Annotated in this window: 31 protein-coding genes; 22 read left to right on the plus strand and 9 right to left on the minus strand. The window is 56.5% G+C overall.

Going from position 1 to position 22773, the window contains the following annotated elements:
* Positions 1-4: 4 nt before the first annotated feature.
* The 5 genes from AC2FLB_RS13910 (at position 5) to AC2FLB_RS13930 (ending at position 4598) form a co-directional block, all read left to right on the plus strand.
* Positions 5-1249 carry an ABC transporter substrate-binding protein gene (locus tag AC2FLB_RS13910; protein ID WP_496703494.1) on the plus strand — a complete coding sequence of 415 codons (1245 nt, stop codon included), beginning with the start codon at positions 5-7 and terminating at the stop codon, positions 1247-1249.
* 57 nt (positions 1250-1306) lie between these two features.
* The gene (locus AC2FLB_RS13915; RefSeq protein ID WP_142638652.1) at positions 1307-2179 is read left to right on the plus strand and encodes a carbohydrate ABC transporter permease; all 873 of its coding nucleotides are present in this window, start codon (positions 1307-1309) and stop codon (positions 2177-2179) included.
* Positions 2172-3071, plus strand: coding sequence for a carbohydrate ABC transporter permease (locus AC2FLB_RS13920; RefSeq protein ID WP_271952391.1), 900 nt, complete (start codon positions 2172-2174; stop codon positions 3069-3071). Before AC2FLB_RS13915 ends, AC2FLB_RS13920 begins: the two co-directional genes overlap by 8 nt.
* A gap of 4 nt (positions 3072-3075) precedes the next feature.
* Positions 3076-4173, plus strand: coding sequence for an ABC transporter ATP-binding protein (locus AC2FLB_RS13925; protein ID WP_496703496.1), 1098 nt, complete (start codon positions 3076-3078; stop codon positions 4171-4173).
* A 92-nt stretch (positions 4174-4265) separates the two neighbouring features.
* Positions 4266-4598 (plus strand): putative quinol monooxygenase, encoded by a 333-nt coding sequence (locus AC2FLB_RS13930; RefSeq protein ID WP_496706999.1) that lies wholly within the window; start codon positions 4266-4268, stop codon positions 4596-4598.
* A gap of 2 nt (positions 4599-4600) precedes the next feature.
* Here AC2FLB_RS13930 and AC2FLB_RS13935 read toward each other — a convergent pair whose 3' ends face one another.
* Both AC2FLB_RS13935 and AC2FLB_RS13940 read right to left on the minus strand, forming a co-directional pair.
* Entirely contained in the window at positions 4601-5209 is a 609-nt protein-coding gene (locus AC2FLB_RS13935; RefSeq protein WP_271952395.1) for an MlaC/ttg2D family ABC transporter substrate-binding protein, read from the minus strand.
* The gene (locus tag AC2FLB_RS13940) at positions 5199-5969 is read right to left on the minus strand and encodes an MlaA family lipoprotein (RefSeq protein WP_142638706.1); all 771 of its coding nucleotides are present in this window, start codon (positions 5967-5969) and stop codon (positions 5199-5201) included. Before AC2FLB_RS13940 ends, AC2FLB_RS13935 begins: the two co-directional genes overlap by 11 nt.
* A gap of 345 nt (positions 5970-6314) precedes the next feature.
* Here AC2FLB_RS13940 and AC2FLB_RS13945 point away from each other — a divergent pair, with 345 nt between their 5' ends.
* From AC2FLB_RS13945 to AC2FLB_RS13960, 4 genes are read left to right on the plus strand one after another with little or no spacing between them, the layout of a single operon-like run.
* Positions 6315-6770, plus strand: coding sequence for a RidA family protein (locus AC2FLB_RS13945; RefSeq protein WP_496709451.1), 456 nt, complete (start codon positions 6315-6317; stop codon positions 6768-6770).
* Positions 6767-7534, plus strand: a complete 768-nt coding sequence (locus tag AC2FLB_RS13950) for a glycerophosphodiester phosphodiesterase family protein (protein ID WP_142638663.1) — start codon at positions 6767-6769, stop codon at positions 7532-7534. Before AC2FLB_RS13945 ends, AC2FLB_RS13950 begins: the two co-directional genes overlap by 4 nt.
* Before the next feature lie 45 nt (positions 7535-7579).
* On the plus strand, positions 7580-8767 hold the full coding sequence (locus AC2FLB_RS13955) for a GNAT family N-acetyltransferase (RefSeq protein WP_496702529.1): 1188 nt from the start codon (positions 7580-7582) through the stop codon (positions 8765-8767).
* On the plus strand, positions 8764-9057 hold the full coding sequence (locus AC2FLB_RS13960; RefSeq protein WP_142638667.1) for a 4a-hydroxytetrahydrobiopterin dehydratase: 294 nt from the start codon (positions 8764-8766) through the stop codon (positions 9055-9057). Before AC2FLB_RS13955 ends, AC2FLB_RS13960 begins: the two co-directional genes overlap by 4 nt.
* Here AC2FLB_RS13960 and AC2FLB_RS13965 read toward each other — a convergent pair.
* The 4 genes from AC2FLB_RS13965 to AC2FLB_RS13980 form a co-directional block, all read right to left on the minus strand.
* Positions 9054-9365 carry a hypothetical protein gene (locus AC2FLB_RS13965; protein WP_281973287.1) on the minus strand — a complete coding sequence of 104 codons (312 nt, stop codon included), beginning with the start codon at positions 9363-9365 and terminating at the stop codon, positions 9054-9056. The two genes, AC2FLB_RS13960 and AC2FLB_RS13965, sit on opposite strands and share 4 nt — an antisense overlap.
* Positions 9366-9398: 33 nt before the next feature.
* Entirely contained in the window at positions 9399-9743 is a 345-nt protein-coding gene (locus AC2FLB_RS13970; protein WP_496678396.1) for an EF-hand domain-containing protein, read from the minus strand.
* Positions 9744-9754: 11 nt separating this feature from the next.
* A complete protein-coding gene (locus AC2FLB_RS13975) occupies positions 9755-10000 on the minus strand; it encodes a glycine zipper 2TM domain-containing protein (RefSeq protein ID WP_271952399.1) in 246 nt (81 codons plus the stop codon).
* 102 nt (positions 10001-10102) lie between these two features.
* On the minus strand, positions 10103-10588 hold the full coding sequence (locus tag AC2FLB_RS13980; protein WP_142638675.1) for a peroxiredoxin: 486 nt from the start codon (positions 10586-10588) through the stop codon (positions 10103-10105).
* A 99-nt stretch (positions 10589-10687) separates the two neighbouring features.
* On the opposite strand from AC2FLB_RS13980, the gene AC2FLB_RS13985 reads away from it, so the two are divergent.
* From AC2FLB_RS13985 to AC2FLB_RS14000, 4 genes are read left to right on the plus strand one after another with little or no spacing between them, the layout of a single operon-like run.
* Entirely contained in the window at positions 10688-11899 is a 1212-nt protein-coding gene (locus tag AC2FLB_RS13985; protein WP_496692763.1) for an NAD(P)/FAD-dependent oxidoreductase, read from the plus strand.
* Complete coding sequence (gene rsmD, locus AC2FLB_RS13990) at positions 11896-12456, plus strand: 16S rRNA (guanine(966)-N(2))-methyltransferase RsmD (RefSeq protein ID WP_496709452.1); 561 nt, start codon at positions 11896-11898, stop codon at positions 12454-12456. The genes AC2FLB_RS13985 and rsmD overlap by 4 nt, the downstream gene beginning before the upstream one ends.
* Positions 12437-13084 (plus strand): HAD family hydrolase, encoded by a 648-nt coding sequence (locus AC2FLB_RS13995; protein ID WP_496678389.1) that lies wholly within the window; start codon positions 12437-12439, stop codon positions 13082-13084. The genes rsmD and AC2FLB_RS13995 overlap by 20 nt, the downstream gene beginning before the upstream one ends.
* A gap of 24 nt (positions 13085-13108) precedes the next feature.
* Positions 13109-13288 carry a hypothetical protein gene (locus AC2FLB_RS14000; RefSeq protein ID WP_496678387.1) on the plus strand — a complete coding sequence of 60 codons (180 nt, stop codon included), beginning with the start codon at positions 13109-13111 and terminating at the stop codon, positions 13286-13288.
* Here AC2FLB_RS14000 and map read toward each other — a convergent pair.
* The gene (gene map / locus AC2FLB_RS14005) at positions 13276-14088 is read right to left on the minus strand and encodes a type I methionyl aminopeptidase (protein ID WP_271952408.1); all 813 of its coding nucleotides are present in this window, start codon (positions 14086-14088) and stop codon (positions 13276-13278) included. The two genes, AC2FLB_RS14000 and map, sit on opposite strands and share 13 nt — an antisense overlap.
* A 590-nt stretch (positions 14089-14678) precedes the next feature.
* Between map and AC2FLB_RS14010 the strand changes: the two genes are divergently transcribed.
* Positions 14679-15338: a sulfotransferase family 2 domain-containing protein gene (locus tag AC2FLB_RS14010; protein ID WP_496692761.1), complete on the plus strand. Its 660-nt coding sequence runs from the start codon at positions 14679-14681 to the stop codon at positions 15336-15338.
* Between the two features lie 221 nt (positions 15339-15559).
* On the opposite strand, the gene AC2FLB_RS14015 is transcribed toward AC2FLB_RS14010, so the two are convergent.
* Entirely contained in the window at positions 15560-15709 is a 150-nt protein-coding gene (locus tag AC2FLB_RS14015) for a hypothetical protein (protein WP_496692760.1), read from the minus strand.
* 46 nt (positions 15710-15755) lie between these two features.
* On the opposite strand from AC2FLB_RS14015, the gene AC2FLB_RS14020 reads away from it, so the two are divergent.
* The 5 genes from AC2FLB_RS14020 to AC2FLB_RS14040 all read left to right on the plus strand — a co-directional run bounded on the left by AC2FLB_RS14020 (position 15756) and on the right by AC2FLB_RS14040 (position 20402).
* The gene (locus tag AC2FLB_RS14020; protein WP_496692759.1) at positions 15756-16418 is read left to right on the plus strand and encodes a hypothetical protein; all 663 of its coding nucleotides are present in this window, start codon (positions 15756-15758) and stop codon (positions 16416-16418) included.
* A gap of 200 nt (positions 16419-16618) precedes the next feature.
* Entirely contained in the window at positions 16619-16864 is a 246-nt protein-coding gene (locus AC2FLB_RS14025) for a hypothetical protein (protein WP_496709453.1), read from the plus strand.
* Between the two features lie 688 nt (positions 16865-17552).
* Entirely contained in the window at positions 17553-18119 is a 567-nt protein-coding gene (locus AC2FLB_RS14030; protein WP_496692757.1) for an OsmC family protein, read from the plus strand.
* Positions 18120-18146: 27 nt separating this feature from the next.
* A complete protein-coding gene (locus AC2FLB_RS14035; RefSeq protein WP_496709454.1) occupies positions 18147-19382 on the plus strand; it encodes an NAD(P)-binding domain-containing protein in 1236 nt (411 codons plus the stop codon).
* A 12-nt stretch (positions 19383-19394) separates the two neighbouring features.
* Positions 19395-20402, plus strand: coding sequence for an NAD(P)H-dependent flavin oxidoreductase (locus tag AC2FLB_RS14040; protein WP_496709455.1), 1008 nt, complete (start codon positions 19395-19397; stop codon positions 20400-20402).
* On the opposite strand, the gene AC2FLB_RS14045 is transcribed toward AC2FLB_RS14040, so the two are convergent.
* Positions 20399-21100: a winged helix-turn-helix transcriptional regulator gene (locus tag AC2FLB_RS14045; protein WP_496709456.1), complete on the minus strand. Its 702-nt coding sequence runs from the start codon at positions 21098-21100 to the stop codon at positions 20399-20401. The genes AC2FLB_RS14040 and AC2FLB_RS14045 overlap by 4 nt on opposite strands.
* 145 nt (positions 21101-21245) lie before the next feature.
* Here AC2FLB_RS14045 and AC2FLB_RS14050 point away from each other — a divergent pair, with 145 nt between their 5' ends.
* From AC2FLB_RS14050 to AC2FLB_RS14060, 3 genes are read left to right on the plus strand one after another with little or no spacing between them, the layout of a single operon-like run.
* The gene (locus AC2FLB_RS14050) at positions 21246-21806 is read left to right on the plus strand and encodes a carboxymuconolactone decarboxylase family protein (RefSeq protein ID WP_496692753.1); all 561 of its coding nucleotides are present in this window, start codon (positions 21246-21248) and stop codon (positions 21804-21806) included.
* The gene (locus AC2FLB_RS14055) at positions 21803-22210 is read left to right on the plus strand and encodes a DUF6632 domain-containing protein (RefSeq protein WP_496692752.1); all 408 of its coding nucleotides are present in this window, start codon (positions 21803-21805) and stop codon (positions 22208-22210) included. The genes AC2FLB_RS14050 and AC2FLB_RS14055 overlap by 4 nt, the downstream gene beginning before the upstream one ends.
* A complete protein-coding gene (locus AC2FLB_RS14060; RefSeq protein WP_496709457.1) occupies positions 22207-22743 on the plus strand; it encodes a GNAT family N-acetyltransferase in 537 nt (178 codons plus the stop codon). The genes AC2FLB_RS14055 and AC2FLB_RS14060 overlap by 4 nt, the downstream gene beginning before the upstream one ends.
* The last annotated feature ends 30 nt before the right edge of the window (positions 22744-22773 follow it).

Below are 22773 nucleotides of genomic sequence, written 5' to 3' on the forward strand. Positions count from 1 at the left end.
AAACATGAAACGATTTTCTTTTGCGACTGTGTCCGCATTGGCCGTCGCAGCCGGATCATCTGTGGTGGCCGAACCACAGGCCGAGGTCTTGCATTGGTGGACATCCGGTGGCGAGGCCAAATCGGTGGCCGTGCTTCAGGAAGAGTTTGCCTCGAACGGGGGCACATGGACTGATATGCCGGTCGCAGGTGGCGGCGGTGATGCGGCCATGACGGCGCTGCGGGCGCGGGTTCTGGCAGGCAACGCGCCGACAGCGGTTCAGCTGAAAGGCCCGGCGATTCAGGAATGGTATGAAGAGGGCGTTCTGGCCGATATCTCGAACGTGGCCGCCGCCGAAGGCTGGGCCGACGTTCTGCCCGCGTCGATCGCTGGTCACATGATGTGCGAAGGCACTTGGTGCGCGGCGCCTGTGAACGTTCACCGCATCGACTGGATCTGGGCCAATGCCGATGTGCTGGCTGCGAATGGCATCGAAATGCCCACCACATGGGATGAGTTCAACGCCGCTGCCGAGAAACTGCAGGCCGCCGGTGTGATCCCACTGGCCCATGGCGGTCAGGCCTGGCAGGACGCCACGGTTTTCGAAGCCGTTGCACTGGGTCTTGGCGGACCCGAGTTCTATCAGAAAGCCCTGGTCGATCTGGACCCCGAAGCACTGACCTCGGACACGATGATCCAGGTCTTTGACCAGATGCGCACCCTGCGTGGCTATGTGGACGAGAACTTCTCGGGCCGTGACTGGAACCTGGCCACCGCGATGGTGATGAACGGCGAAGCGGCCTTTCAGATCATGGGTGACTGGGCCAAGGGCGAATTCCTGGCAGCGGGCAAGAAGCCTGGTGAGGATTTCCTGTGCGCCTCGACCCCCGGCGATGGATATCTGTACAATGTCGACAGCTTTGCCATGTTCGAGGTTGAGGGCGACGACAATCGCGCCGGTCAGGAATTGCTGGCCAAGCTGATTGTTGCACCGAACTTTCAGGAAGTGTTCAACCTGAACAAGGGTTCGATCCCGGCCCGGACCGATGTGTCGCTGGATGCCTTTGACATCTGCGCGCAAATCTCGGCCGAAGACATGGGCTCGACCTCGGCAGGTGGTTCACTGCTGCCGTCTTATGCCCATGGCATGGCGCTGCGCGGGTCGCAGGCTGGGGCGATCACAGATGTTGTGACCGCGCATTTCAACTCGGATATGTCCTCGGCTGACGCGGTTCAGCAACTGGCGGACGCGGTGGCCAACAGCTACTGATCCAAAACGCTCTGCCCCCCAAGGTGTGGGGCAGAGCATCTTTCCCCGGAGGAAAACATGTCCGAATGGCTGGAAAACCACCTGCCCAAGGTGGTGCTGGCACCGTCGTTCATCGCCGTATTGATCTTTGTCTACGGATTTATCGGATGGACCGCATGGGTGTCGCTTACACGCTCAAAACTGCTGCCGAAATACGAGATCCATGGCTTCATCCAATATGAGCGCCTGTTCGACTCTCCGCGCTGGGATACGGCGATTGGCAACCTGTATATCTTTGGTACTCTGTTCATCGTGATCGCGATGCTGCTGGGCCTGTTGCTGGCCATCCTGCTGGATCAGAAAATCCGCGTCGAAGGAGCGATCCGAACAATCTATCTCTACCCCATGGCGCTGTCGATGATCGTCACGGGCACGGCGTGGAAGTGGATCCTGAACCCCGGTCTGGGGATTGAGTCCATGGTGCAGGGTTGGGGCTTTCCCAACTTCGAATTCGATTGGCTTGTGAATCCCGATTACGCGATCTACACCATCGTCATTGCCGCACTCTGGCAAAGCTCGGGCTTTGTGATGGCGTTGTTTCTGGCCGGTCTGCGCTCGGTCGATGGCGAGATCATCAAGGCCGCACAGGTCGATGGTATTCCAACATGGCGTATCTATACCGCGATCATCATCCCGTCGATGGCCCCGATTTTCCTGTCCGCTTTCATCGTGTTGGCGCATCTGGCAATCAAGAGCTTTGACCTTGTCATCGCCCTGACCGGAGGCGGTCCGGGCTATGCGACCGATCTGCCCGCCACCTACATGTATGCGATGGCCTTTTCGCGCGGCGATATCGGTCAGGCGGCGTCTTCTGCAATGATCATGATGCTGGTCGTCTTTGCCATCGTGGTTCCTTATCTCTACTCAGAATTGAGGGCTAAAAATGACTGATCTGTCGATGCCCCACACCCAAACCCGCAGCCAAAGTAACATGAGCAAAATCGCCCTGCGCTGGCTGCTTTACGTGGTGCTGTGTCTGTTCGCGCTGTATTACCTGATGCCATTATTTGTGATGTTGACGACATCGCTCAAAAGTCTTGAGGAAATCCGTACCGGTAGTCTGATATCGTTACCGCGTGAGGTGAGTTTCGAGGCCTGGAAAACCGCTTGGTCGGGCGCCTGCACGGGTATCCAATGCGAAGGTCTGCGGCCTTACTTCTGGAACTCGGTCCTGATTGCGGTGCCTGCGGTGGCTATCTCGACCCTGCTGGGCGCTCTGAATGGTTACGTTGTCGCGCAGTGGCGGTTCAAAGGGGCTAACATCATCTTCTCGCTGATGCTGTTTGGTTGCTTCATTCCGTTTCAGGTCGTCCTGCTGCCGATGGCGCGCCTTCTGGGCATGATGGGTATTGCCGGAACCATTCCGGGCCTGATCTTTGTCCACGTAATCTATGGTCTTGGCTTCACCACGCTGTTTTTCCGCAACTATTATGTCTCTATCCCGGCCGAGCTAACCAAGGCCGCCCGCGTCGATGGGGCCGGGTTCCTGCGGATTTTCTGGTCGATCTTCCTGCCACTGTCACTGCCGATCATCGTGGTAACCGTGATCTGGCAATTCACGCAGATCTGGAATGATTTCTTGTTCGGCGTGTCGTTCAGCCAGGCGGGCACACAGCCTGTGACCGTGGCGCTTAACAACATCGTAAACTCCACCACCGGTGTCAAAGAATACAATGTCGACATGGCCGCCGCGATCATCGCGGGTCTGCCGACGCTGCTCGTCTATGTCGTTGCCGGTAAGTATTTCATCCGCGGCCTGACCGCTGGCTCTGTGAAGGGATAGAATGATGGCTCCCATCCTTGATATCAACAAGCTGTACAAGAATTACGGCGCAACCGAGATCCTGAAAGATATCAATATCTCGATCGAACCGGGCGACTTTCTGGTGCTGGTTGGCCCCTCGGGTTGTGGCAAATCCACCTTGCTGAACTGTATTGCCGGGCTTGAACCGATCACCGGCGGCACGCTGGCCATTGGCGGCAAGGACATGACCCATGTCAGCCCCAAGGATCGCGACATTGCCATGGTGTTCCAGTCCTATGCTCTGTACCCGACCATGTCGGTGGCCAAGAACATCACCTTTGGCATGAAGGTGCGCGGGGTTGATCAGCCCACGCAGGACGCCAAGCTGAAAGAGGTCGCGTCCCTGCTGCAGATTGAACCCTTGCTGAACCGTCGTCCCAGCCAGCTGTCCGGTGGTCAGCGTCAGCGGGTGGCGATGGGACGGGCGCTGGTGCGCGACCCCAAACTGTTCCTGTTTGACGAGCCGCTGTCGAATCTCGACGCCAAGCTGCGGGTCGAGATGCGGACAGAAATCAAGAAGCTGCACCAGACTCTGGATGCCTCTATCGTTTATGTGACCCACGACCAGATCGAGGCGATGACGCTGGCCACCAAGATTGTGGTTCTGAAAGGCGGGATCGTGCAACAGATCGGCAGCCCGGCCGAGATCTATAACAACCCCGCCAACCTGTTCGTGGCTGATTTCATGGGCTCACCTGCGATGAACCTGATCCCTGCAAAGGCCACCAAGAACGGCACGGGCACCGAAATCGCCATTGAGCGGTCATCCGGTGAAACGCTAGTCCTGAAGGATGCCCGTGATCTGTCACTGCCGCAGGATGTCATTCTGGGCCTGCGCCCCGAGGATATCGCCGAAGCCGGTTTCCGCGCCGGGGACGGCGTGCAGGAAGCGGTTTGCATGGTCGACATGGTCGAACCTGCCGGAGCTGACACCTATGTAGTGTCCGAACTGGGCGGCAAACAGGTCACTGCGCGCCTGCACGCGGAAACCAGCGCCCAGGCCGGGCAAGAGCTGAACCTGGCCTTTGACATGAGCAAAGTGTCCTATTTTGCCAAGGAAACCGGCGAGCGGTTGAACTAGCGCACTGCGCAGGACTTGTTCTTGCTAAACTCGGGCAATTTCGCCAAGTACTGACGCCATGTCAGGCCAACGAGATTGCCCGGGGAATATCGATGATACTGGAAATTCGACATTACACACTAAAACCGGGCCGCCGAGAAGCGTTCATAGAATTCTTTGAGAAACACAATCGCGCTGCGTTGCGGGATGCAGGAATGCTTGTGTTTGGGCCGCTCAGAGATCTGGAAAATCCTGACAAAGTGCATTGGATGCGCGCGTTCTCTTCGTTGGAAGAACGCGACAGGATAAAGGACAGCTTCTATGGTGAGGCGGTCTGGAATGACCAGATCGAACCCATTGCAATGCCAATGATCGCACACTATGAGGCCGAACTGGTCGAAACTACGTGCGGATTTGAAAGTTTTGACTGCAGCAAATCGCTGTGAATTCACCCGGTTCGCTTCATATCTTTGATCAGACGGTTCAGATCACCGCCGCGCGCGTCCAGCATGGCGCCAATCTCGGTACGTTCGGTCAGCAGCATGTTCACGCCTTCGATAAACATGTTGAAGAATTTGTCGCGGCCGGATTTATCGGACACCAGGAAGGTCACCTCGAAGGGCGAGGAGCCTTGCAGCTTGACCGAGGTACGCACCTCGTATCCGGCTTTGATCTTGCGCGCATTTCGAACGGTCACCTCGCCGCCAATGAACTCGCGAAAGCGACGTCCGTATTTGTTCGAGATATAGCCCTGAAACGCGTCGGTGAACTGCTTTATCTGTGACGCACTGGCCGAGCGGCCATCGGCCCCCAGCACATAGCGGGCCATGATCGGAACGTCAGCATATTGCACGAAGATCTTTTCAAAATCGCGGATCATGCTCTTTTCGGATTTTCCTGAACTGATGACGCGGTTGATGTCATCCACAACGCTAACGACCAACGCTTTTGCACTGGCCTCTGTCTGGGCAAAGCCTGGCAAGGGGAGGGTGGCTAGCGCCAGGCCGGCGATGCCAGATGCAATAAACTCTCTTCTCTTCAAATAATTACTCGGCATATGGATCCTCGTAGGGGTCAAGGTAGGGGTCTCTGACAGGGTCGGTCCCGATATCTGCATAGGGATCGTCATACAATCCCAGATAGGCGTCCTCATCATCGCGTGCCAGTTCGAAACGTCGATTTTGCAGGTAAATTGTTTGTGCCTGCTTATAGCTGTCAGCACTTTCATAGAGGATGGAATCGACTGTGTCCGAGAACCGTCCACGGTCGCCCATCCGCCTTACGATTTCGGCGTAGACGCCGATATTCTCGACCGGGCGCACCGGTGTGAAGTTGATCGGGTTCGAAAACAGGTTGACGACGACGCCGACCGCATCCCTGGATGTTGAGGGGCCATAGAAAGGCAATTCCACATAGGCGCCTTCGCCAAAACCCCAGACGTGCAGGGTTTCACCGAAATCGGTATCCACGGGCGGCAGGTTCAATTCGCTGGCCGGGTCAGACAGACCCGCGCCACCAACGGTCGTATTGATGAGGAACCGCAGCAGGGCATTGCCCGACTGCTTCAGATTGCCCTGCAGCAGATAATCCAGAGCCTGACCCGGCATAGTCAGGTTTTCGGCAAAATGGTTGAAACTGGTCACCATCGGATCGGGCACGATCTTCACATAGCCCTTCGAGGCCGGACGGAACAGGAACCGGTCGACGCCCAGATTGAACTTGTGAATGCCGCGGTTTGTATTCTCGTAGGGATCGAAAGTATCGCCGCGCGCGGCCTGATCGGCGGGTTGGGACGCACAAGCGCCAAGAACGGTCATCAGGGTCACGACAATCAGGGGCTTGAATCTGATCTTGCTCAACACGGTATTTCAACTCCAAACGCGCCAGCCGTTTTGTGAGTGGGGCTGGACGCTCAATCAATAATGCCTGCGGCCATTTTGCGGCTCAATCTGTCGTCACATAAAGGTTTTGGGCCCATTTTGAAACAGTTCGCGTTTAACCCGGCCGACTGCATCTGGTAAAGTGACACAAGTTCAACACCTCGGGATAAGAGAAGTTACGCTTAATACGCCACTGACCGCAGTTTTACTGGTTTCACACTTTTCCAGCCGAACGATCCCGGATAGCGTCCCGCCGAGTCTATATCAGGTGAGGATCAACAGATGAGTATCGCAGCAAAACTGGAAAGCTTGGGAATCAGTCTGCCGGACGGGCCGGCGCCCGCCGCCAACTATGTGCCTTTCGTGCGGGTCGGCAATATCGTCTACGTTTCAGGACAGATTTCCAAGGATGCGGAACTGATCACCGGCAAGCTGGGTGAAAACATGGATGTTGCAGCGGGTGCTGCGGCTGCCAAGGTCTGCGCGATCAATCTTCTGGCGCAGGTCAAGGCTGCTTGCGGTGGCGATATAGAAAAGCTGGTGCGTGTGATCAAACTGACAGGGTTCGTGAATTCAACCGCCGATTTCACCGACCAGCCGCAGGTGATCAATGGTGCGTCGGACTTTCTGGTCGAGGCGCTGGGCGAGGCTGGTCGCCATTCGCGCTCGGCCGTGAGTGCAGCGTCGTTGCCGTTGGGCGTCGCGGTTGAGATCGAAGGCATCTTCGAGATCGCATGACCCCGGTACTGCCCGCTACGTTCCTACAGGCCCCGATCACGCATCGGGCCCTGCACGACAAATTGGACAACCGCCCGGAAAACAGCCGGGCGGCGGTTCGTGCCGCTGTTAAGGCCGGTTACGGGATTGAGATTGATCTGCAGTTGAGCGCCGACAACCGGGCTTTGGTCTTCCACGACTATGACCTGGGGCGACTGACCGGGCGACCGGGGCCAGTTCGGCAGATTTCGGCGCAGGTAGCGTCCGAGACACAGCTGTTGCACGCTGATGACGGTATTCCGACACTGGATGATGTGCTGGAAATCGTGGCGGGCAAGGTGCCCCTGCTGATCGAGCTTAAGGATCAGGACGGTGTGATGGGCCCGAATGTGGGCCCGCTCGAGCGCGATACTGTACGAGCCCTTGAGGGTTATGAAGGTCCGGTGGCGCTGATGTCGTTCAACCCCAATTCGGTGGCTGAACTGGCGCGGTTGGCGCCGCATTTGCCCAGGGGGATCACGACCTGTTCGTATCAGCCCAAAGTCGAACTTTTGCCTGCGGCGGTGTGCGATTACCTGCGGGACATCCCGGATTTCGCAAGGGTCGGGGCCAGTTTCATCAGCCACGAAGCCGAAGACCTGTCCCGCCCAAGGGTTGCCGAGCTGAAGGCGCAGGGTGTTCCGGTCCTGTGCTGGACCGTTCGCTCGGCTGCGCAAGAGGCCGAGGCCCGTAAGATTGCCGATAATGTGACTTTCGAAGGGTACTTAGCCGCGCATCCGGGTTGAACCGCGCCCCTTCCGTCACAGATAAAGATGAAATGCAGAGGGCACATGGATCAGGCACAAATCGAGGTTCGGGTACTTGGATCGCTCTCGCAGATTATTGCGGCAGAGTGGGACAGCTGTGCCTGCCCCGAGGCTGCGGACGGGGGCCGTCCGCTTGATCCCTTTACCACTCATCGCTTTCTTTTGGCTTTGGAGGAAAGCGGGTCGGTCGGGCCGGGTACCGGCTGGCAGCCGCAATACCTGACGGTTTACCTGGACGGAATGTTGATCGGGGCCGCCCCGATGTACGCAAAATCGCATAGTCAGGGCGAATATATCTTCGACCACAACTGGGCGCATGCCTATGAAAACGCTGGCGGGCGGTATTATCCCAAACTGCAGATTGCGGTGCCGTTCACCCCGGCCACCGGGCGTCGCTTTCTGCTGCGGCCGGGATATCAGGCGGTGGGCATGTCCGCCTTGGTGCAGGGGGCGGTGCAGCTGGCGGCGGATAATCAGGTATCGTCAGTCCATGCGACCTTTTGCACTGAAGATGAGGCGTTGGCGGGCGCGCAGATGGGCCTGATGCTGCGCCATTCCCAGCAATTTCACTGGCTGAACGACGGGTATGCGAATTTCGATGGATTTCTGGCCGCTTTATCCTCGCGCAAACGCAAGAACATTCGCAAGGAACGCGCGCAGGCCTGCGCCTTTGGCGGCGAAATCCGCGCGTTGACCGGCGATGACCTGCGCCCCGAACATTGGGACGCGTTCTGGGAGTTCTATCAGGATACCGGCGCGCGGAAATGGGGCGTGCCCTATCTGACGCGGCAATTCTTTGATATCGCTCAGGAAACCATGGCGGATGACATGGCATTGGTTCTGGCCGAGCGCGGCGGGTATCCGATTGCGGGCGCGCTGAACTTTATCGGGCGCGAGACGCTTTATGGCCGTTACTGGGGCTGCGTCGAACATCATGCCTGCCTTCATTTCGAACTGTGCTATTATAGGGCAATCGACTTTGCCATTGCCCAAGGCCTGGCTCGGGTCGAGGCAGGGGCGCAGGGCGAACACAAGCTGGCGCGCGGCTATCTTCCCACGCGCACGCACAGCCTGCACTGGGTCAATGACCCCAGCTTTGCCGATGCGATCAAAAAATATCTGGACGCCGAGGCCCAAGCAGTGGGAGAAGAAATCGAGATTCTGACTGATTATGGCCCGTTCAGAAAGTCGAACCCGGAGGAACACCAATGACTGAACTTCTGTCGACCGAGACCCGTGGCCCCTTGCTGGACCCGCTGTTCAAAAGCGGCTGGACCATGGTCAAGGACCGGGATGCGATTACCAAGACCTTTATGTTCGAGGACTTCGTCCACGCCTTTGGTTGGATGACCCAAGTGTCTATGTTTGCCGAGAAATGGAACCATCATCCCGAATGGTTCAATGTCTACCGCACGGTCGAGGTGACGCTGTCCACCCATGATGTCGGTGGGCTTTCGGCGCTGGACGCCAAACTGGCCCGCAAGATGGACAGCCTGGTCTAACCGCTGTCACCGCGTGATCCGACACCGCCGGCAAGGCTGGCAACCTGACCCAGCCGCCTGAACTCGGCTGGGGTGACCAGGTTGTCACTAACGTCGATTTCGGCAGGTATCCGGGTAGTTCTGTTGCCGATCATGCGCACGGACCGTGCTGCGGGGTTGATGTCGAGACAACGCCGGTCATAGCAGGTCAGGCCATTGGTACTGATCTCTATCCTCGGTTGGCCATCAGGGCCGGTCACAATAGGGGCCTGCGGCACATCACATGCAGCAAGCAACCCCAACGCAAAAAGAGCGCTCCATTTGGTCATTGCATACTCCTGTCTGGCCCAAGGCCGCAGAGCCTAATCCAGTTGACCGTTGCTGTTCTGATCAGCAGAAATAAAATCTTCGGTCATATGCTGATCGTATTCCGTTCTTGAAATATTATTATCCCGGTCCCGGTCAACCTTTTGGAATTGCTTTATATCCAGAAACGGCTTGGCTTCATCCAGGCCCAATGTGCCGTTCTTGTCCTCATCCATCGTCTGGAACGCATAGTCGGAAAAGGCGTCGAACTCATCTTTCGACAGGAAGCCGTCATTATTGGTGTCGATGGCCTTAAGCTCATTCTCATGCAGCTCTGCCACGGTTTCGGCCGTTGCGGCACCCGCCAGGGACAACATCGACAGGACGATTGCGGTTTTCATCTTCATCCCTCTCAACATGCGAACCTCTGACCTTCAACGCCGCCGACCGCAGCACCCGCTGCCGTCAGGATGGTTTTCCCGGAACCGCCGCCAAACTGATTGCCGATGACGCCGCCCAGCAAGGCACCACCCACTGTGCCGCTCAGGCAGGCGATCTCATGCTGTCGTGCGGCCTGTTGCTGCGGGGTAGGGGCCGGTCCACAAGCGCCAAGTGCGCCGGTCAGACCTAAAAGAAAGGTAAATGTCTTTAGGTTCATAAACAAACTCCCTGATGAATATGTACCAAGTATTCGCCCATCATGAGAGTGCCGCAAGTTAAATTGCGAAAATGGCCCCAGCAGCACTGGGGCCAGATCAAGTCAGATAACCTCTAACAGCCCTTCACCTGCGGAAATCTCGCAGACGCCGGGATTTTCCTCCAGGTTCATGGCGACCACTTTGCCGTCTTCGACCAGCATCGCATAGCGCTTGGACCTGCCGATCAGACCAACGGGCGGGGCGTCGAAATCCATCCCGATGGCTTTGGTGAATTCTGACGCCGCATCGGCCAACATGGTTAGGCCAGTCGCAGTTGCGCCGGTGGACTCACCCCAGGCGCTCATGACAAAGGGATCGTTGACCGAGATGCAGATGATTTCTTCCACGCCTTTTGCATCGAACTGGTCTTTGGTACGCATAAAGCTTGGAACATGCGCCGTTGTGCACGTGCCGGTATAGGCGCCGGGCACGGCGAAAATGACAACCTTGCGCCCTTTGGTCTTGTCCGAAACGCGGACCTCTTCAGGGCCATTTGCCCCCATTTGGGTCAATGTGGCGTCGGGCAGAGTGTCACCTGTTGAAATCATTTTTTCGCTCCTGTCATTTGGATTTGCAGAGTCGGGCCTAGCCGCAATATAGGTGAGCTAACAAAAGTGACCACGGGAATTCGACAGGGTGAGGGGAATATGAGCCATATTGTCGTGATTGGCGCTGGCCAGGCAGGTGCTTCGCTTGTCGCCCGGCTGCGCAAAGATGGGTTCGACGGCGAGATTACTCTGATCGGCGCAGAGCCGCATTTGCCCTATCAGAGACCGCCTTTGTCCAAGGCCTATCTTTTGGGTGAGATGGGGCTAGAGCGCCTCTTCCTGCGCCCCGAGAATTTCTATGCCGAAAACAACATCACCCTGCGCCTTGGTCAGCGTGTGACCGGTATTGACCCGCAGGCCAAGACGGTGACGCTGGGTGATGAGGTTGTTTCTTATGATGAGCTGGCCCTGACCACTGGATCGGACCCGCGCCGCCTTCCTGCTGCTATCGGTGGCGATCTGGACGGGGTGCATGTGGTGCGTGATCTGGCCCATGTGGACGAAATGGAACCCTATGTGTCCGAAGGCGCGCGTGCGCTGATCGTGGGCGGAGGATACATCGGGCTTGAGGCCGCAGCCGTTTGCGCCAAGCGCGGGGTCAAGGTGACCCTGGTTGAAATGGCCAACCGCATTCTGCAACGGGTCGCCGCCCCTGAAACCAGTGACTATTTCAGAACGCTGCATTCCGAATATGGCGCCGATATCCGCGAAGGTGTCGGGTTGGACCGACTGCTGGGTGAAAACGGCAAGGTCACCGGCGCGGTGCTGACCGATGGAACAGAACTGGCGGTCGATTTCGTTGTTGTCGGCGTTGGCATCGCTCCTGCAACCCAACTGGCCGAGATGGCCGGGCTTGAGCTGGACAATGGCATCAAGACCGATGCGCATGGGCGCACCTCTGATCCGTCGATCTGGGCGGCGGGCGATTGCGCCTCATTCCCGCATGCTGGCGGGCGTATCCGTCTGGAAAGCGTGCCAAACGCGATTGATCAGGCCGAGATTGTTGCCCAGAACATGTTGGGCGCGGCAAAGGATTATACCGCGACCCCGTGGTTCTGGTCGGATCAGTATGACGTCAAACTGCAGATCGCGGGCTTGAACACCGGGTATGACCGGGTGGTGACCCGCAATGGTGACGGGCAGACCGTGTCCTTCTGGTACTATAAGGGCGATCAGCTGATCGCGGTCGACGCGATGAACGATCCGCGTGCCTATATGGTTGGTAAGCGTCTGATTGAAAGCGGAAAAACAGCTGATCCTGCTATTGTGGCCGACCCGGATGCGGACCTGAAACCGCTGCTCAGAGCGTGAGGATCATCGCCGGAGCCTTCCGAGGTCGGGCTTTGGCCTCGGTCGGCAAGGGGGACGCCGGCGCGCATCTGCGCCCGACCACAGACCGGGTACGCGAAAGCCTGTTCAACGTACTGGCCCATCAGATTGATTTTGACGGGCTGCGCGTGTTGGACCTGTTCGCAGGCACCGGTGCGCTGGGGCTTGAGGCCTTGTCGCGCGGTGCGGCACATGTGAGCTTTGTCGATGATGGCCGCGTGTCACAGGGCCTGATCCGCAAGAATATCGACCTGACCCGCAGCTCTGACTGTACCGAGCTGATCCGTCGCGACGCAACGCGGCTGGGGGCCAATCCCGACGCGCCTTATGACCTGATCTTCCTGGACCCGCCCTATTGCAAATCCCTTGGGCAAAAGGCGATTGCGGCTCTTTCTGACGGCTGGTTCGCACAAGGCGCCCTTGTCGTCTGGGAGGAAAACGCGCCCATGCAGCCGCCCGACGGGTTCGTGTTGCATAACAGCCGCAAATATGGCGACACGCATATCACCCTGATGTGGAATGGCGATCCGGATGCATGATCTGGTGATCTTTGATTGCGACGGAGTCCTGGTCGACAGTGAGCCGCTGTCCAATCAGGTACTGGTCGACAATCTTGCCCGTTATGGCCTGAACCTGACAATCGAAGACAGTATGAAGCTGTTCGTTGGGGGCACCATGACCGGGGTGCGGGACAAAGCCCGGGCGCTGGGCGCGGAGCTGCCCACAGGCTGGGTTGATGAGGTCTATGCGGAAACCTATGACCGGCTCCGACTTGGCGTGCAGCTGATGCCCGGCGTGGCGGACCTGCTGGCGGTTCTCGAGGCAAACGGGCTGCCCTTCTGTGTCGCCTCGAACGGCAGCCCGGACAAGATGCAGATCACTTTGGGTCAGAACGGGTTATGGGATCGGTTTCGCGATGTCGCCTTTTCGGCCCATGTCCTGAGAACGGCCAAGCCGGACCCGACATTGTTTCTGACTGCGGCTGAACGCTTCAACGCGTCAAACCCTCTGGTGATCGAGGACAGCCTCAGCGGCGTGACCGCAGCAAGCAGGGCACATATGCGCTGTTTGGCCTATGCACCGCATGGTGGCGGTAAAAAACTGGCCGCTGCGGGGGGCGAAGTCTTCTCTGACATGGCGCAGGTTCCGGCGCTTTTGGGGATTTGACCCGGTCATGTTACCCTGCGGGGCATGGACCGTGCACTGACCCCGTCGAATTGGTCACTTCCGCAAGAGGCTGACACCGCAACCGATCCCCAGCGCACGCCTCTGCGCGCGCCGGTTTTCATCCATGATGCGGTCACGCCATGGGGGCAGGAAACCCTGCTGCTAAAGCTGCTACGGGATCAGGCGGCGGATCAGGAAGAATAGGTCGGGTGGTACTTGCCGCCTGGCGACAGGGTAAAGATCTCGACCCCATCTGCCGTTACACCGACCGAGTGCTCAAACTGTGCCGACAGTGACTTGTCGCGCGTCACGGCGGTCCAGTCATCGGCCAACGTCTTGGTCTCGGGGCGGCCCAGATTGACCATCGGCTCGATGGTAAAGAACATGCCCTCTTCCAGAACCGCACCAGTGCCCGGACGGCCATAGTGCAGAACGTTTGGCGGTGCATGGAAGACCCGGCCCAGCCCGTGGCCGCAAAAATCGCGGACTACGCTCATCCGGTGTGCCTCGACAAATGATTGAATCGCGTGGCCGATATCGCCGAACGTGTTGCCGGGTTTGACCATCTCGATGCCCTTGAACAGGGCATCATGAGTGATCTGGATCAACCGTTCGGCTTTGCGCGGCAGCTTTCCCGCTACATACATGCGCGAGGTATCCCCGAACCAGCCGTCGACAATAACGGTCACGTCGATATTCAGGATATCGCCATCCTTCAGCTTTTTGTCGCCGGGAATGCCGTGGCAGACCACATGATTGACGCTGATACAGCTGGCATGCTGATAGCCCTTATATCCAATCGTGGCCGAAGTTGCGCCCGCATCCTCGACCATCTGCGTGATGAGCCCGTCAATCGCGCCAGTGGTCTGGCCGACGAACACATGATCGGCAATATCATCCAATATCCGCGCAGCCAAAGCCCCTGCCGCCTGCATGCCGGCAAAGTCACCCTGTTCATAGATACGGATACCGTCCTTGGTCAGACGGCCACGATGTTCTTTCATCGATGCGAGGCTCCAAATATTTCGCGCAGCACCCTTTTTACGTTGCTTGTGCAGAAAGTACCAGAGGGCGCACGGTCGCGGGTTAAGATGGGGATCAATGCCGTGGCTTCAAGGATTGGTCGGATCGCCTTTGTTTGGGCGGATCCTTTTTCTGAGCTCTATGCCCAGCCAGAGAGGTTCCGCCAATGTCGGCTTGGCAGACATCTTGCGGGTCATCCTCCCTTGGTGAGCGGCTGGTGGTTGCTTTCTGTGCCCATCTCGAAAAAGACCCGATGCAACGAACTATGGATTGCTGCGGATGCGAAAGGACACATAGGGCAGATCCGAGAGCGGTCGTTCAAACTCACATTTTCAAACTTACTGCGCCGGGTGGCCCCGTTTTTGACTAATCCCGCAAAAAGCACAACCGTCTGCTAGCCTGACTAAAGCGACAACCGAAGCTTCTTGCAAGGTGTTCGACCCAGTTAATCGGGAGTGCAAAACCGCCCTCATTCGCGGTCTCTTCAATAGGCGAAACAAAGTTATTGCTTTCTCTCTATCAACGATCTTGCTAGAAAACGCGGCGCTATCGACACGGGAGGGAAGCCCATATGTTACTTAGCTTTTTTACGGCAAGACGCATCAAATGCGACTGTCCGACGTGCGGCTGCCCAGGTTCCGGAGGACGAGGAAACTATACTTTTCGGTATGTAAACGCACCTTTGGTCTATTTTGACGTCCCCAAGAGTGCTTCTAGTTCTATCCGCAGATCTTTCTTTGGAGAAGATGAAAGCAAAAGCCTTCGTCATCTGCCCCTTTTTTCAAAGAACCTTTTTCGATTTTCTTTTGTCCGGAACCCTTGGTCCAGAGCTGTGTCGAATTGGAAGATGTTTACGACGCAGCCTTTTCGCGTGAATCAACTGCGTTCTATGGGTGGGCGAGAAGACATGGACTTTCTGCAGTTCCTTCAATTCTCGAAAGAGAAGGTCAATCATCATTGGCTTCCTCAATCTCTTTACGTACCTTTGGAGTTGGATTTCTTAGGGAAACTGGAGAACTTCGCATCCGACTTCGAGGTCGTTGAACAAGTTGCGCTCGAATATGGTCTTTTCGATGTGAGAAGCACACCACCGCACCTTAATAAGAGCAGCACTGAGAAAGTTCACTATTCAAGCTACTACGGCCCCCGTGAAAGAGAGATAGTCGACCAAGTTTATAAACTCGACATTGAACGATTTGAGTACGAGTTTGAAACACGCGCCGTTGACTAAGCCGCCCAGAGACTCAGCTCAGTCCACGACCGAGTCATTACCGACGCAATATTACAGGAGATGGGACGAACGGCAGGAATGCGAAAGCTGCATCGCGGCGAAAATAGCAGATCTGTGCGTTTGGATTGGACCGTACTAATGAAACGAGGAGGCGGCCTTCCGCGCATTGCGCCAGTCCGTTCGTCATGCAAAATTGGTCACCCAGGGCTCAAACTACCCCTTCAACGCTTCTGCATGAACGATAGTTTTTCGGCTAAGTTCACCCAAATCGCCCTCAGGCGATATCCGCGTGCCGTAGACCAGTTTCTCGACACCCCTAGCTGCGCCGCCTCGAACGCCGCTGCATAGGTCGGGTCGATATCTGCGGCCATGGCAATTCGTCCACAATCGCCGTTTTGCCATTCCACAACCTGAGCGATGATCCAGAACAGTTTTTTCAGTGATGGTATTACAGAAGACATCATCACAGGATTGTCGCGCTTTTGCACGCTTCAGTTGGTCTCAAGGAACGCCTCTTTTCGCTTCCGAGGCAAGGAAGCCGATCCAGCTGAAATTGCAGCGACTTTGGGCGCGGATTATCTTGTCGAAGGTAGTGTGCGAAAAGCAGGGAGCCGGGTCAGAGTTTCGGTGCAGCTCTCCGACTCAATTTCGGGATCGCAGTTGTGGTCGGATCGAAATGATCGTGAATTAGAGGATATTTTGGAGGTTCAAGACGATGTGACACGAAGCATCGTGGCGGTCCTCCCCGGGCGGGTTCAGCACGATGTTGACGATCGTTCGACCCGAAAGCCAGAAAATGAAATGAAGGCTTACGAGCTAATGCTAAAGGGCAAAGCCCTTCGCGAGGGCCTGAATGCCCGAGATACGACAAAGGCACGGGCCCTGCTAGAACGGGCGGTAGCCCTCGACCCGACAATCGCGCGATCGTTCATGTACCTTTCAGATACCTATGCCATTGATATTTGGCTAGGGTTAGCGGGTACCGAAGCGACCAACCATGTATTGCACATTTCTCGAAAGAGGGCGGCACTGGACAACCGGGATGTCTACATCCAGGACCAACTCTGTTTCGCCTATTAGTGCGCAGGCCTTTGGCAAGAGGCTGAGACCCAGTTTGAAAAAACGCTGTCTTTGATCGAAAACGAGGCAGAGTCCATGGCTTGGTGTGGATACGCCTTTCTTTTGCTCGAGAGGCATGAGAAGGCGCGTGAGGTCGTATCTGAGGCAATGCAGTTGGATCCTTTGCACCCCCCGGCCATCGATTGGATTATAGGAGAGGCTTGGCTCAATTCCTTGTGACAGCATTCGTGGCGGCCTTCTATGCAAAGCTTGATCGTCAGGCAGAGGCCGAAGCAGCCCTCGTTGATTTTACAGCCGAGCGTCGCGACGAACTCATGAGCCGAGGTATCCGAGTGAATGAAGAAACCGTTTCCACTCTCGCTCATGGGTTTCAGACGATGTGGCGGCAACCAGATGATTTCGAACACCTTGCTGCTGGCCTAGGCGCAGCCGGTTTGCCCAGTTGAACTTAAGTATAGAAATTGCTTTCGACTTTGTAGGGCTGGACCAGACCTCGGAGGCAGAAGGAAATTCGGGGTTCAGACACATTTACTTGGATGAGGACAGCCTAGAGCAGCCACTCGATCCGGCCCTGTCATGCTGCGTCGCAGCCCGCCATTGCCACCGTTGATACATGGCGCAGCATTCACAAAGGATCAGTTTTGTTGTTGGGGCAAATCAATCCCTGATGCGTTTCTACTTAAGGGTACGATCGGATTGATTTGATTCCAGTTGCCTAACATCATGTCCAAGCCTGAACTCGGTGGTATCAATCCGGTTGCAAACCTAATATGCCTGCCTGCAACCAAGAGAGGACACCCAATGCCTAAATCCAAAAAGCCCAAGGCGAGGCGCCCGGGTGCAAACCCTGTCAAGAAGCCTGCTTGGCATCAAGCGCTCAACGGTACTGCCGGACAACATGGGGAGCGGCCTACCAAAACAGGCAAAAAGGCACAGAACAAATCGGCTTAGGCAAATAGCCAATTTCGCCAGATCCATCCTTCGCAATGCTAGCGGCGTTAGCTTCTTTTTCTTACTATCAAATATGTAGTGGATTGCTTTCGACCGTGAAGTATCACGCAGAGCGCGTGTTCCCTAGAAGTCGTCGTATCGAGCCGCACCGACAGCTCAACACACTTCTAAAGGAACAACACAATGACCACGCAACCCCAAGACAAGCCCGTTTCAAATGGCGTAAATACCGAGGCCCTGATCGGGGCACGGGGCGCATTTGCCGAGATGCCAAAAGCTGCGTCCTTCACATTCCGCAGCACTTGCGACTGGGTCGACGGCAGTGAAAGCCGCAACACCATCAATGGCTATTTTGGCCTGGGTGAAGAACACACACGCAAAGAAACTTTTTCAATTTGCTCGGACCATCCAGAAGTTTTCGCTGCTCGTGACAGCGCGCCGACCCCCCCGGAAATCGCATTGTCCGCATTGGCGAGCTGCCTAACCGGTGGCATCGCTGCAGTTGCGCAACATCGGGGCATCCAACTGCATGACGTACAATGCGTTGTCGAGGGTGATATGGATATGCGCGGGATATTGGGCATGGACCCCGACATTCGCAACGGCTTCAGTGCAGTCCGTGTGACCTTTGATATCGATGCTGACGCAAGCGACGATGACATTCGCGCTTTGGTCGCACAGTCACAAAAACGATCCACTGTTTTTGATCTTATGACCAATCCGACCAACGTACATGTGGTCGTCGCCTAGGCCGCGATTGCTACAGGAGCGAGCGTCATGCGACATATTTCGACTGTCATCATTGGCGCCGGGCAAGCCGGGCTCGCAATGAGCAAGTGTCTTTCGGACCGTTCCGTTGCGCATGTTGTGGTGGAGCGGGGCGAGGTGGCGCAGTCCTGGATGAAAGACAGGTGGGACAGCCTGCGGCTGCTTACTCCAAATTGGCAGTCAAGGTTGCCGGGGTATGGGTATAAAGGACCTGATCTGGACGGGTATATGAACATGCCCCAGATCACTGGTTATCTGCGTGACTATGCCCATGCGATCGATGCCCCGGTCGAAGAGCACACAGCTGTTCATTCTGTGACCTCTCACGGGAACAACTATCTGGTTCGCACCAACAAGGGCGATTGGATCTGCGACCATGTCGTTGTCGCCAGTGGGGCTTGCGCACGGCCTAAACTGCCTCAGTTGGCGGGCGCTGTTCCGGAAGGCGTCACGCAGCTGTCGCTCGGAACGTATAAATCGCCTGATCAAGTTGCAAAGGGCGGTGTGCTGGTGGTTGGAGGGTCAGCCAGCGGCGTGCAGGTTGCCGCTGAACTCTGCAAAGCGGGGCATGCTGTGACCCTTGCCGTTGGGGAGCATATCCGTGCGCCGCGGCGTTATCGTGGGCGGGATATTCAATGGTGGATGGATCGTAGCGGCATTCTGGACGTCCGCGTCAAGGATGTGGACGATATCGAACGCGCCCGCCGCGTGCCCTCGTTCCAACTGATGGGTGATTCTGGAATAGGCTCCATTGACCTGAATACGCTTCAGGCGATGGGGGTTGCAGTAACGGGTCGACTGGTCGGCATTCAAAACGGTATGGCGCAGTTTTCCGGCTCAGTTGCCAATCACTGTGCCATGTCGGACTTGAAGATCGGCCGCCTTCTTAAGCATTTCGACGACTGGGCCGAACGCGTGAACATTACAGGCCTTCCCGAGGCGCAGCTGTTGCCCCCGACGTTATTGTCCAACCCGCCACACCTCATGTCCAATCTGAGAAACGGAGCGATCTGCACCATCATCTGGGCAACGGGTTATTCCCCCGAATTCAGTTGGCTGAAGCTTCCTGTGTTCGACCGGAAAAGCATTTTGGTCCACGATCAGGGCATCGTTGCACCCGGTCTATACGTCCTGGGATTGCCCTTCATGCGGCGTCGGAAGTCGGCGCTGATTGATGGCGTGGGCGGTGATGCGCAGGCCCTTTCCGATCACCTTATTGCCAATCGAAACCGCCACGCGGCTTGAAGGAGTTCAATCATGAACAAGGCGATCAAAACCCGCGCAATTTCGACGGCGTTTACAGATCTGGTTGCGGTTGATCACCCTATCGCGCTGGCCCCCATGGCCGGCGCCGTGGAAAGCGACTTGGCTGCTGCTGTTGGCAATGCAGGCGGCTATCCGATCATGCCCTTCTCGTGGAGCAGCAGAGAGACTATTGAGGCTGAACTTACAAACCTGCGGGCAAAGACCGGCGCGCCATTTGCCGTAAACCTTTGCCTCGACATGCCGCAAGAAGCCCGATTAGAGCTTTGCCTATCGCATCGCCCTCATGCTGTGCATTTCTTCTGGGGGGATGCAGCGCCCTTCGTAAAACAAGTGCATGCCAGCGGGGCATTGGTAATCCAAACCGTCTCGTCTGCGAATGAGGCAAAACGCGCCGTTGATGCGGGCGTTGATGTATTGGTCGCGCAGGGTTGGGAAGCAGGAGGGCATGTTCGTGGGACCGTTGCGACCCTGCCACTGATCCCGGCCGTCGTGGATGTGGCAGGATCGGTGCCAGTTCTGGCGGCGGGAGGTATCTCGGACGGGCGCGGGTTGGCTGCGGTCCTCTGTTTGGGGGCCAGCGGCGTTGTCATGGGAACTCGTTTTCTGGCAACCCCAGAAAGCGCGGCGCATTCCGAATACATCGCACAGCTTTTAGCGGCCCAGCATTCAGACACAGTCCATGAGACCGATCTTTATAATGTTGGATGGTCAAATGCTGCACATCGCGTGCTGCGTAACGCCGTAGCGGATCGTTGGCTAGCAGAGGGCCGCCCCGGCAATCGGGCACGCCACCGGTCCGGTGAAACGGTTGCAATGCGAGGCATCGCCTCAATCAAGGCCTATCAATCCACGACACCCCATCATTCGATGACAGGTGAGATTGAAGCGTTATCGATGTGGGCAGGTCAAAGCGTTGGCCTGGTGAACAGCACTGAACCCGCTGGAACGATTATCGACAGTATTATGGCACAGGCCGGCGCTGCGCTAAGATTGTCCTAACGTGTTGCCAAAATCTCTTCGGCATTCGGCAAGCTTGCAAAAATGCAATCGGAAAGCCAGCTTGATATATTACGTGTCAGAGCCGCCGGTCCGATGATCTCCATCGCGCCAGAGGCTTTGGCCGCCTTATAGGTCATGTGACCCAACCAGGCATCCGCCATCGCGCGCACCTTGGTTGTGATGAATACGTCCACGTCCAGACCGGGGTCGGTTGTGCAGACATCAACATTGCCACCTTCAACCGTGATCCACCATTTCGGTTGCTCAGCGAAATCCGTAAACTGGAACAACACGATCGTTCTGCTGCCGGGCAGGTTCTCGGGAACAATACTTCGTTGAAGATAAAGCATCAAAAGCTCGACGTCGTAATCCGCGTCGCTCATAAACGCCTTTGACCATTCCATGCCCCAACTTCCAAGTGCCAGTAGGATTGGCTGCAGCTGCCGGCAGCTTGCGGTTGGTAGGTATTCGTGCCCCCGACCGCCTTGAATACGACGCTTATAGACAAGGTCATACTCCTCGAGCGTGACCAATCTGCGCGTCAAAAGCGTGGGAGAGATCGCGCCCAACCCACGCTGGAGCTCTGAAAAACGTGTGCTGCCCATCAACAGTTCGCGTACAATCAGCATGGTCCATTTTTCGCCCAAGATTTCAGTTGATTTGGCGATGGGGCACCATTGGCCATAGCTGTGCGACATCAAAGTTACTCCAGAAAGTGTAGTAAGGCACTCCAATCGGTATAGTGCTTTGCTCCAATCTGTAAAGCATCGCGTAGGGACGCCGTCAGATAGATCTCATGACATCAAGCAGCCCAACTGCGGATCTGCAAAACAGAGAGTGCTTATGACCCTATCCATACACACGCCCCAGACAGCGGCCCCACAATCACGTCCGATATTCAACGCGATCACGCAGGCACGTGGCTTTGTTCCTAACGTTTATGCCGTCTATGGCGGTCTTCCTGATGCGATGACCGGGTTTGCCGGGCTGACCGGCGCCTTTGGGAACAGCAGCCTGTCGCCCGCCGAACGCGAGGTGATCCAACTTGCGGTTAGCGTGGCCAACAAGTGCCGCTACTGCGTCGCAGGTCACACAGCTTTTGCTGCTGATGCCGAACTGAGTGACAGCCATGTTCAAGCGATGCGTGCGGGGCGCGACCCTGAAGACGATCGTCTTGGTGCTCTGGCACGGTTTGCCCGGAAACTCACAATAGACCGTGGTCGTGACTGCACCGAAGAATACGCGGAATTTTTGGCGGCAGGTTATCACCCAGAGCAGGCGCTGGAGGTAATCATAGGCGTTGCAAACAAGACGCTAAGCAACATGACCGCCAACTTACTGGACCTGCCGCTAGACGCGGAATTTGCGCCCTATGCATGGACTCCTAAGGCAGACGCAGCATGAGCCCCGAAAGCCGCGCGAAGGGATTAAAGATCGCCTTGGCCCTGTTTGGGACCATCTGTTTTCTGATCTATCCACTGGCCGTTATCTGGCCTTCGGGGTGGGTCTGGCATGGTGGCGGAGGTCAGCACTATTTCCAGATGATCTGCGGTATTTACGCGGTTCTGGGATGGTTCCTGATCCGGGCATCCTCAGCCCCGCAAAACCATATGAGTCTGATCAGTTTTGCCATCTGGTCCAGTATCGTCCACGCAGCGATTATGGCCGCTCAAGTCAGCCGGGACCATATGGAGATCGGTCATTTGGTGGGCGATATCCCAGCCCTGATCATTATGGCTGCGGTGCTTTGGTATCTGTCGCCACGCCGATCAGAGACACCCAGAACCAGCGAAGGAACACCCAAATGAAAACCGCAGCTCTGCAGCGCGTGGCCGTCAAGACCGCCCAGACACCCGCTGAAATCGCCGCCATACAAAACATGATGCGCGCCTTGGTTGATTGGTTGTTCGTGCGCCATCACGCCTATCGCGATCTCGTCGCCCGCTATTTCGACCCGGTTGAATTTGAACGAGAGCTCTCAGACCTGCATCGCATATATGGAGCGCCCACAGGAACGCTGTTAATCGCAACCATTGATAAGGAATTCGTTGGGTGTGTCGGACTGCGCGCACTCGATTCAGAAAATTGCGAAATGAAGCGCATGTTCGTCGTTCCGAAATTTCACGGGCAAGGCGTGGGTCAGGCTCTTGCAACGCATCTTACCCACCGAGCCCGCGAATTTGGGTACTCAAGAATGTATCTTGATACCGGCCCAGAACAAATCGAGGCACGAGGATTGTATCAAAAGCTCGGTTTTAAGCCGATCAAACCCTATTATGATGTCAGCGAGGAAATGGCGGATTGGCTAACCTTCATGGTCCTGCAACTCGACCCACAATGACTGGATCAAGGTTGGGGACTGATTATAAAA

Source organism: Ruegeria sp. CDSA236, assembly GCF_059611285.1.

What these genes read in the sequence shown, in the direction of transcription:
- AC2FLB_RS13910 (WP_496703494.1), top strand. Translation starts at nt 5, where the DNA reads ATGAAACGATTTTCTTTTGCGACTGTGTCCGCATTGGCCGTCGCAGCC.
- AC2FLB_RS13915 (WP_142638652.1), top strand. Translation starts at nt 1,307, where the DNA reads ATGTCCGAATGGCTGGAAAACCACCTGCCCAAGGTGGTGCTGGCACCG.
- AC2FLB_RS13920 (WP_271952391.1), top strand. Translation starts at nt 2,172, where the DNA reads ATGACTGATCTGTCGATGCCCCACACCCAAACCCGCAGCCAAAGTAAC.
- AC2FLB_RS13925 (WP_496703496.1), top strand. Translation starts at nt 3,076, where the DNA reads ATGGCTCCCATCCTTGATATCAACAAGCTGTACAAGAATTACGGCGCA.
- AC2FLB_RS13930 (WP_496706999.1), top strand. Translation starts at nt 4,266, where the DNA reads ATGATACTGGAAATTCGACATTACACACTAAAACCGGGCCGCCGAGAA.
- AC2FLB_RS13935 (WP_271952395.1), bottom strand. Translation starts at nt 5,209, where the DNA reads ATGCCGAGTAATTATTTGAAGAGAAGAGAGTTTATTGCATCTGGCATC.
- AC2FLB_RS13940 (WP_142638706.1), bottom strand. Translation starts at nt 5,969, where the DNA reads ATGACCGTTCTTGGCGCTTGTGCGTCCCAACCCGCCGATCAGGCCGCG.
- AC2FLB_RS13945 (WP_496709451.1), top strand. Translation starts at nt 6,315, where the DNA reads ATGAGTATCGCAGCAAAACTGGAAAGCTTGGGAATCAGTCTGCCGGAC.
- AC2FLB_RS13950 (WP_142638663.1), top strand. Translation starts at nt 6,767, where the DNA reads ATGACCCCGGTACTGCCCGCTACGTTCCTACAGGCCCCGATCACGCAT.
- AC2FLB_RS13955 (WP_496702529.1), top strand. Translation starts at nt 7,580, where the DNA reads ATGGATCAGGCACAAATCGAGGTTCGGGTACTTGGATCGCTCTCGCAG.
- AC2FLB_RS13960 (WP_142638667.1), top strand. Translation starts at nt 8,764, where the DNA reads ATGACTGAACTTCTGTCGACCGAGACCCGTGGCCCCTTGCTGGACCCG.
- AC2FLB_RS13965 (WP_281973287.1), bottom strand. Translation starts at nt 9,365, where the DNA reads ATGACCAAATGGAGCGCTCTTTTTGCGTTGGGGTTGCTTGCTGCATGT.
- AC2FLB_RS13970 (WP_496678396.1), bottom strand. Translation starts at nt 9,743, where the DNA reads ATGAAAACCGCAATCGTCCTGTCGATGTTGTCCCTGGCGGGTGCCGCA.
- AC2FLB_RS13975 (WP_271952399.1), bottom strand. Translation starts at nt 10,000, where the DNA reads ATGAACCTAAAGACATTTACCTTTCTTTTAGGTCTGACCGGCGCACTT.
- AC2FLB_RS13980 (WP_142638675.1), bottom strand. Translation starts at nt 10,588, where the DNA reads ATGATTTCAACAGGTGACACTCTGCCCGACGCCACATTGACCCAAATG.
- AC2FLB_RS13985 (WP_496692763.1), top strand. Translation starts at nt 10,688, where the DNA reads ATGAGCCATATTGTCGTGATTGGCGCTGGCCAGGCAGGTGCTTCGCTT.
- AC2FLB_RS13995 (WP_496678389.1), top strand. Translation starts at nt 12,437, where the DNA reads ATGGCGATCCGGATGCATGATCTGGTGATCTTTGATTGCGACGGAGTC.
- AC2FLB_RS14000 (WP_496678387.1), top strand. Translation starts at nt 13,109, where the DNA reads ATGGACCGTGCACTGACCCCGTCGAATTGGTCACTTCCGCAAGAGGCT.
- map (WP_271952408.1), bottom strand. Translation starts at nt 14,088, where the DNA reads ATGAAAGAACATCGTGGCCGTCTGACCAAGGACGGTATCCGTATCTAT.
- AC2FLB_RS14010 (WP_496692761.1), top strand. Translation starts at nt 14,679, where the DNA reads ATGTTACTTAGCTTTTTTACGGCAAGACGCATCAAATGCGACTGTCCG.
- AC2FLB_RS14015 (WP_496692760.1), bottom strand. Translation starts at nt 15,709, where the DNA reads ATGGCCGCAGATATCGACCCGACCTATGCAGCGGCGTTCGAGGCGGCG.
- AC2FLB_RS14020 (WP_496692759.1), top strand. Translation starts at nt 15,756, where the DNA reads ATGATCCAGAACAGTTTTTTCAGTGATGGTATTACAGAAGACATCATC.
- AC2FLB_RS14030 (WP_496692757.1), top strand. Translation starts at nt 17,553, where the DNA reads ATGACCACGCAACCCCAAGACAAGCCCGTTTCAAATGGCGTAAATACC.
- AC2FLB_RS14035 (WP_496709454.1), top strand. Translation starts at nt 18,147, where the DNA reads ATGCGACATATTTCGACTGTCATCATTGGCGCCGGGCAAGCCGGGCTC.
- AC2FLB_RS14040 (WP_496709455.1), top strand. Translation starts at nt 19,395, where the DNA reads ATGAACAAGGCGATCAAAACCCGCGCAATTTCGACGGCGTTTACAGAT.
- AC2FLB_RS14045 (WP_496709456.1), bottom strand. Translation starts at nt 21,100, where the DNA reads ATGTCGCACAGCTATGGCCAATGGTGCCCCATCGCCAAATCAACTGAA.
- AC2FLB_RS14050 (WP_496692753.1), top strand. Translation starts at nt 21,246, where the DNA reads ATGACCCTATCCATACACACGCCCCAGACAGCGGCCCCACAATCACGT.
- AC2FLB_RS14055 (WP_496692752.1), top strand. Translation starts at nt 21,803, where the DNA reads ATGAGCCCCGAAAGCCGCGCGAAGGGATTAAAGATCGCCTTGGCCCTG.
- AC2FLB_RS14060 (WP_496709457.1), top strand. Translation starts at nt 22,207, where the DNA reads ATGAAAACCGCAGCTCTGCAGCGCGTGGCCGTCAAGACCGCCCAGACA.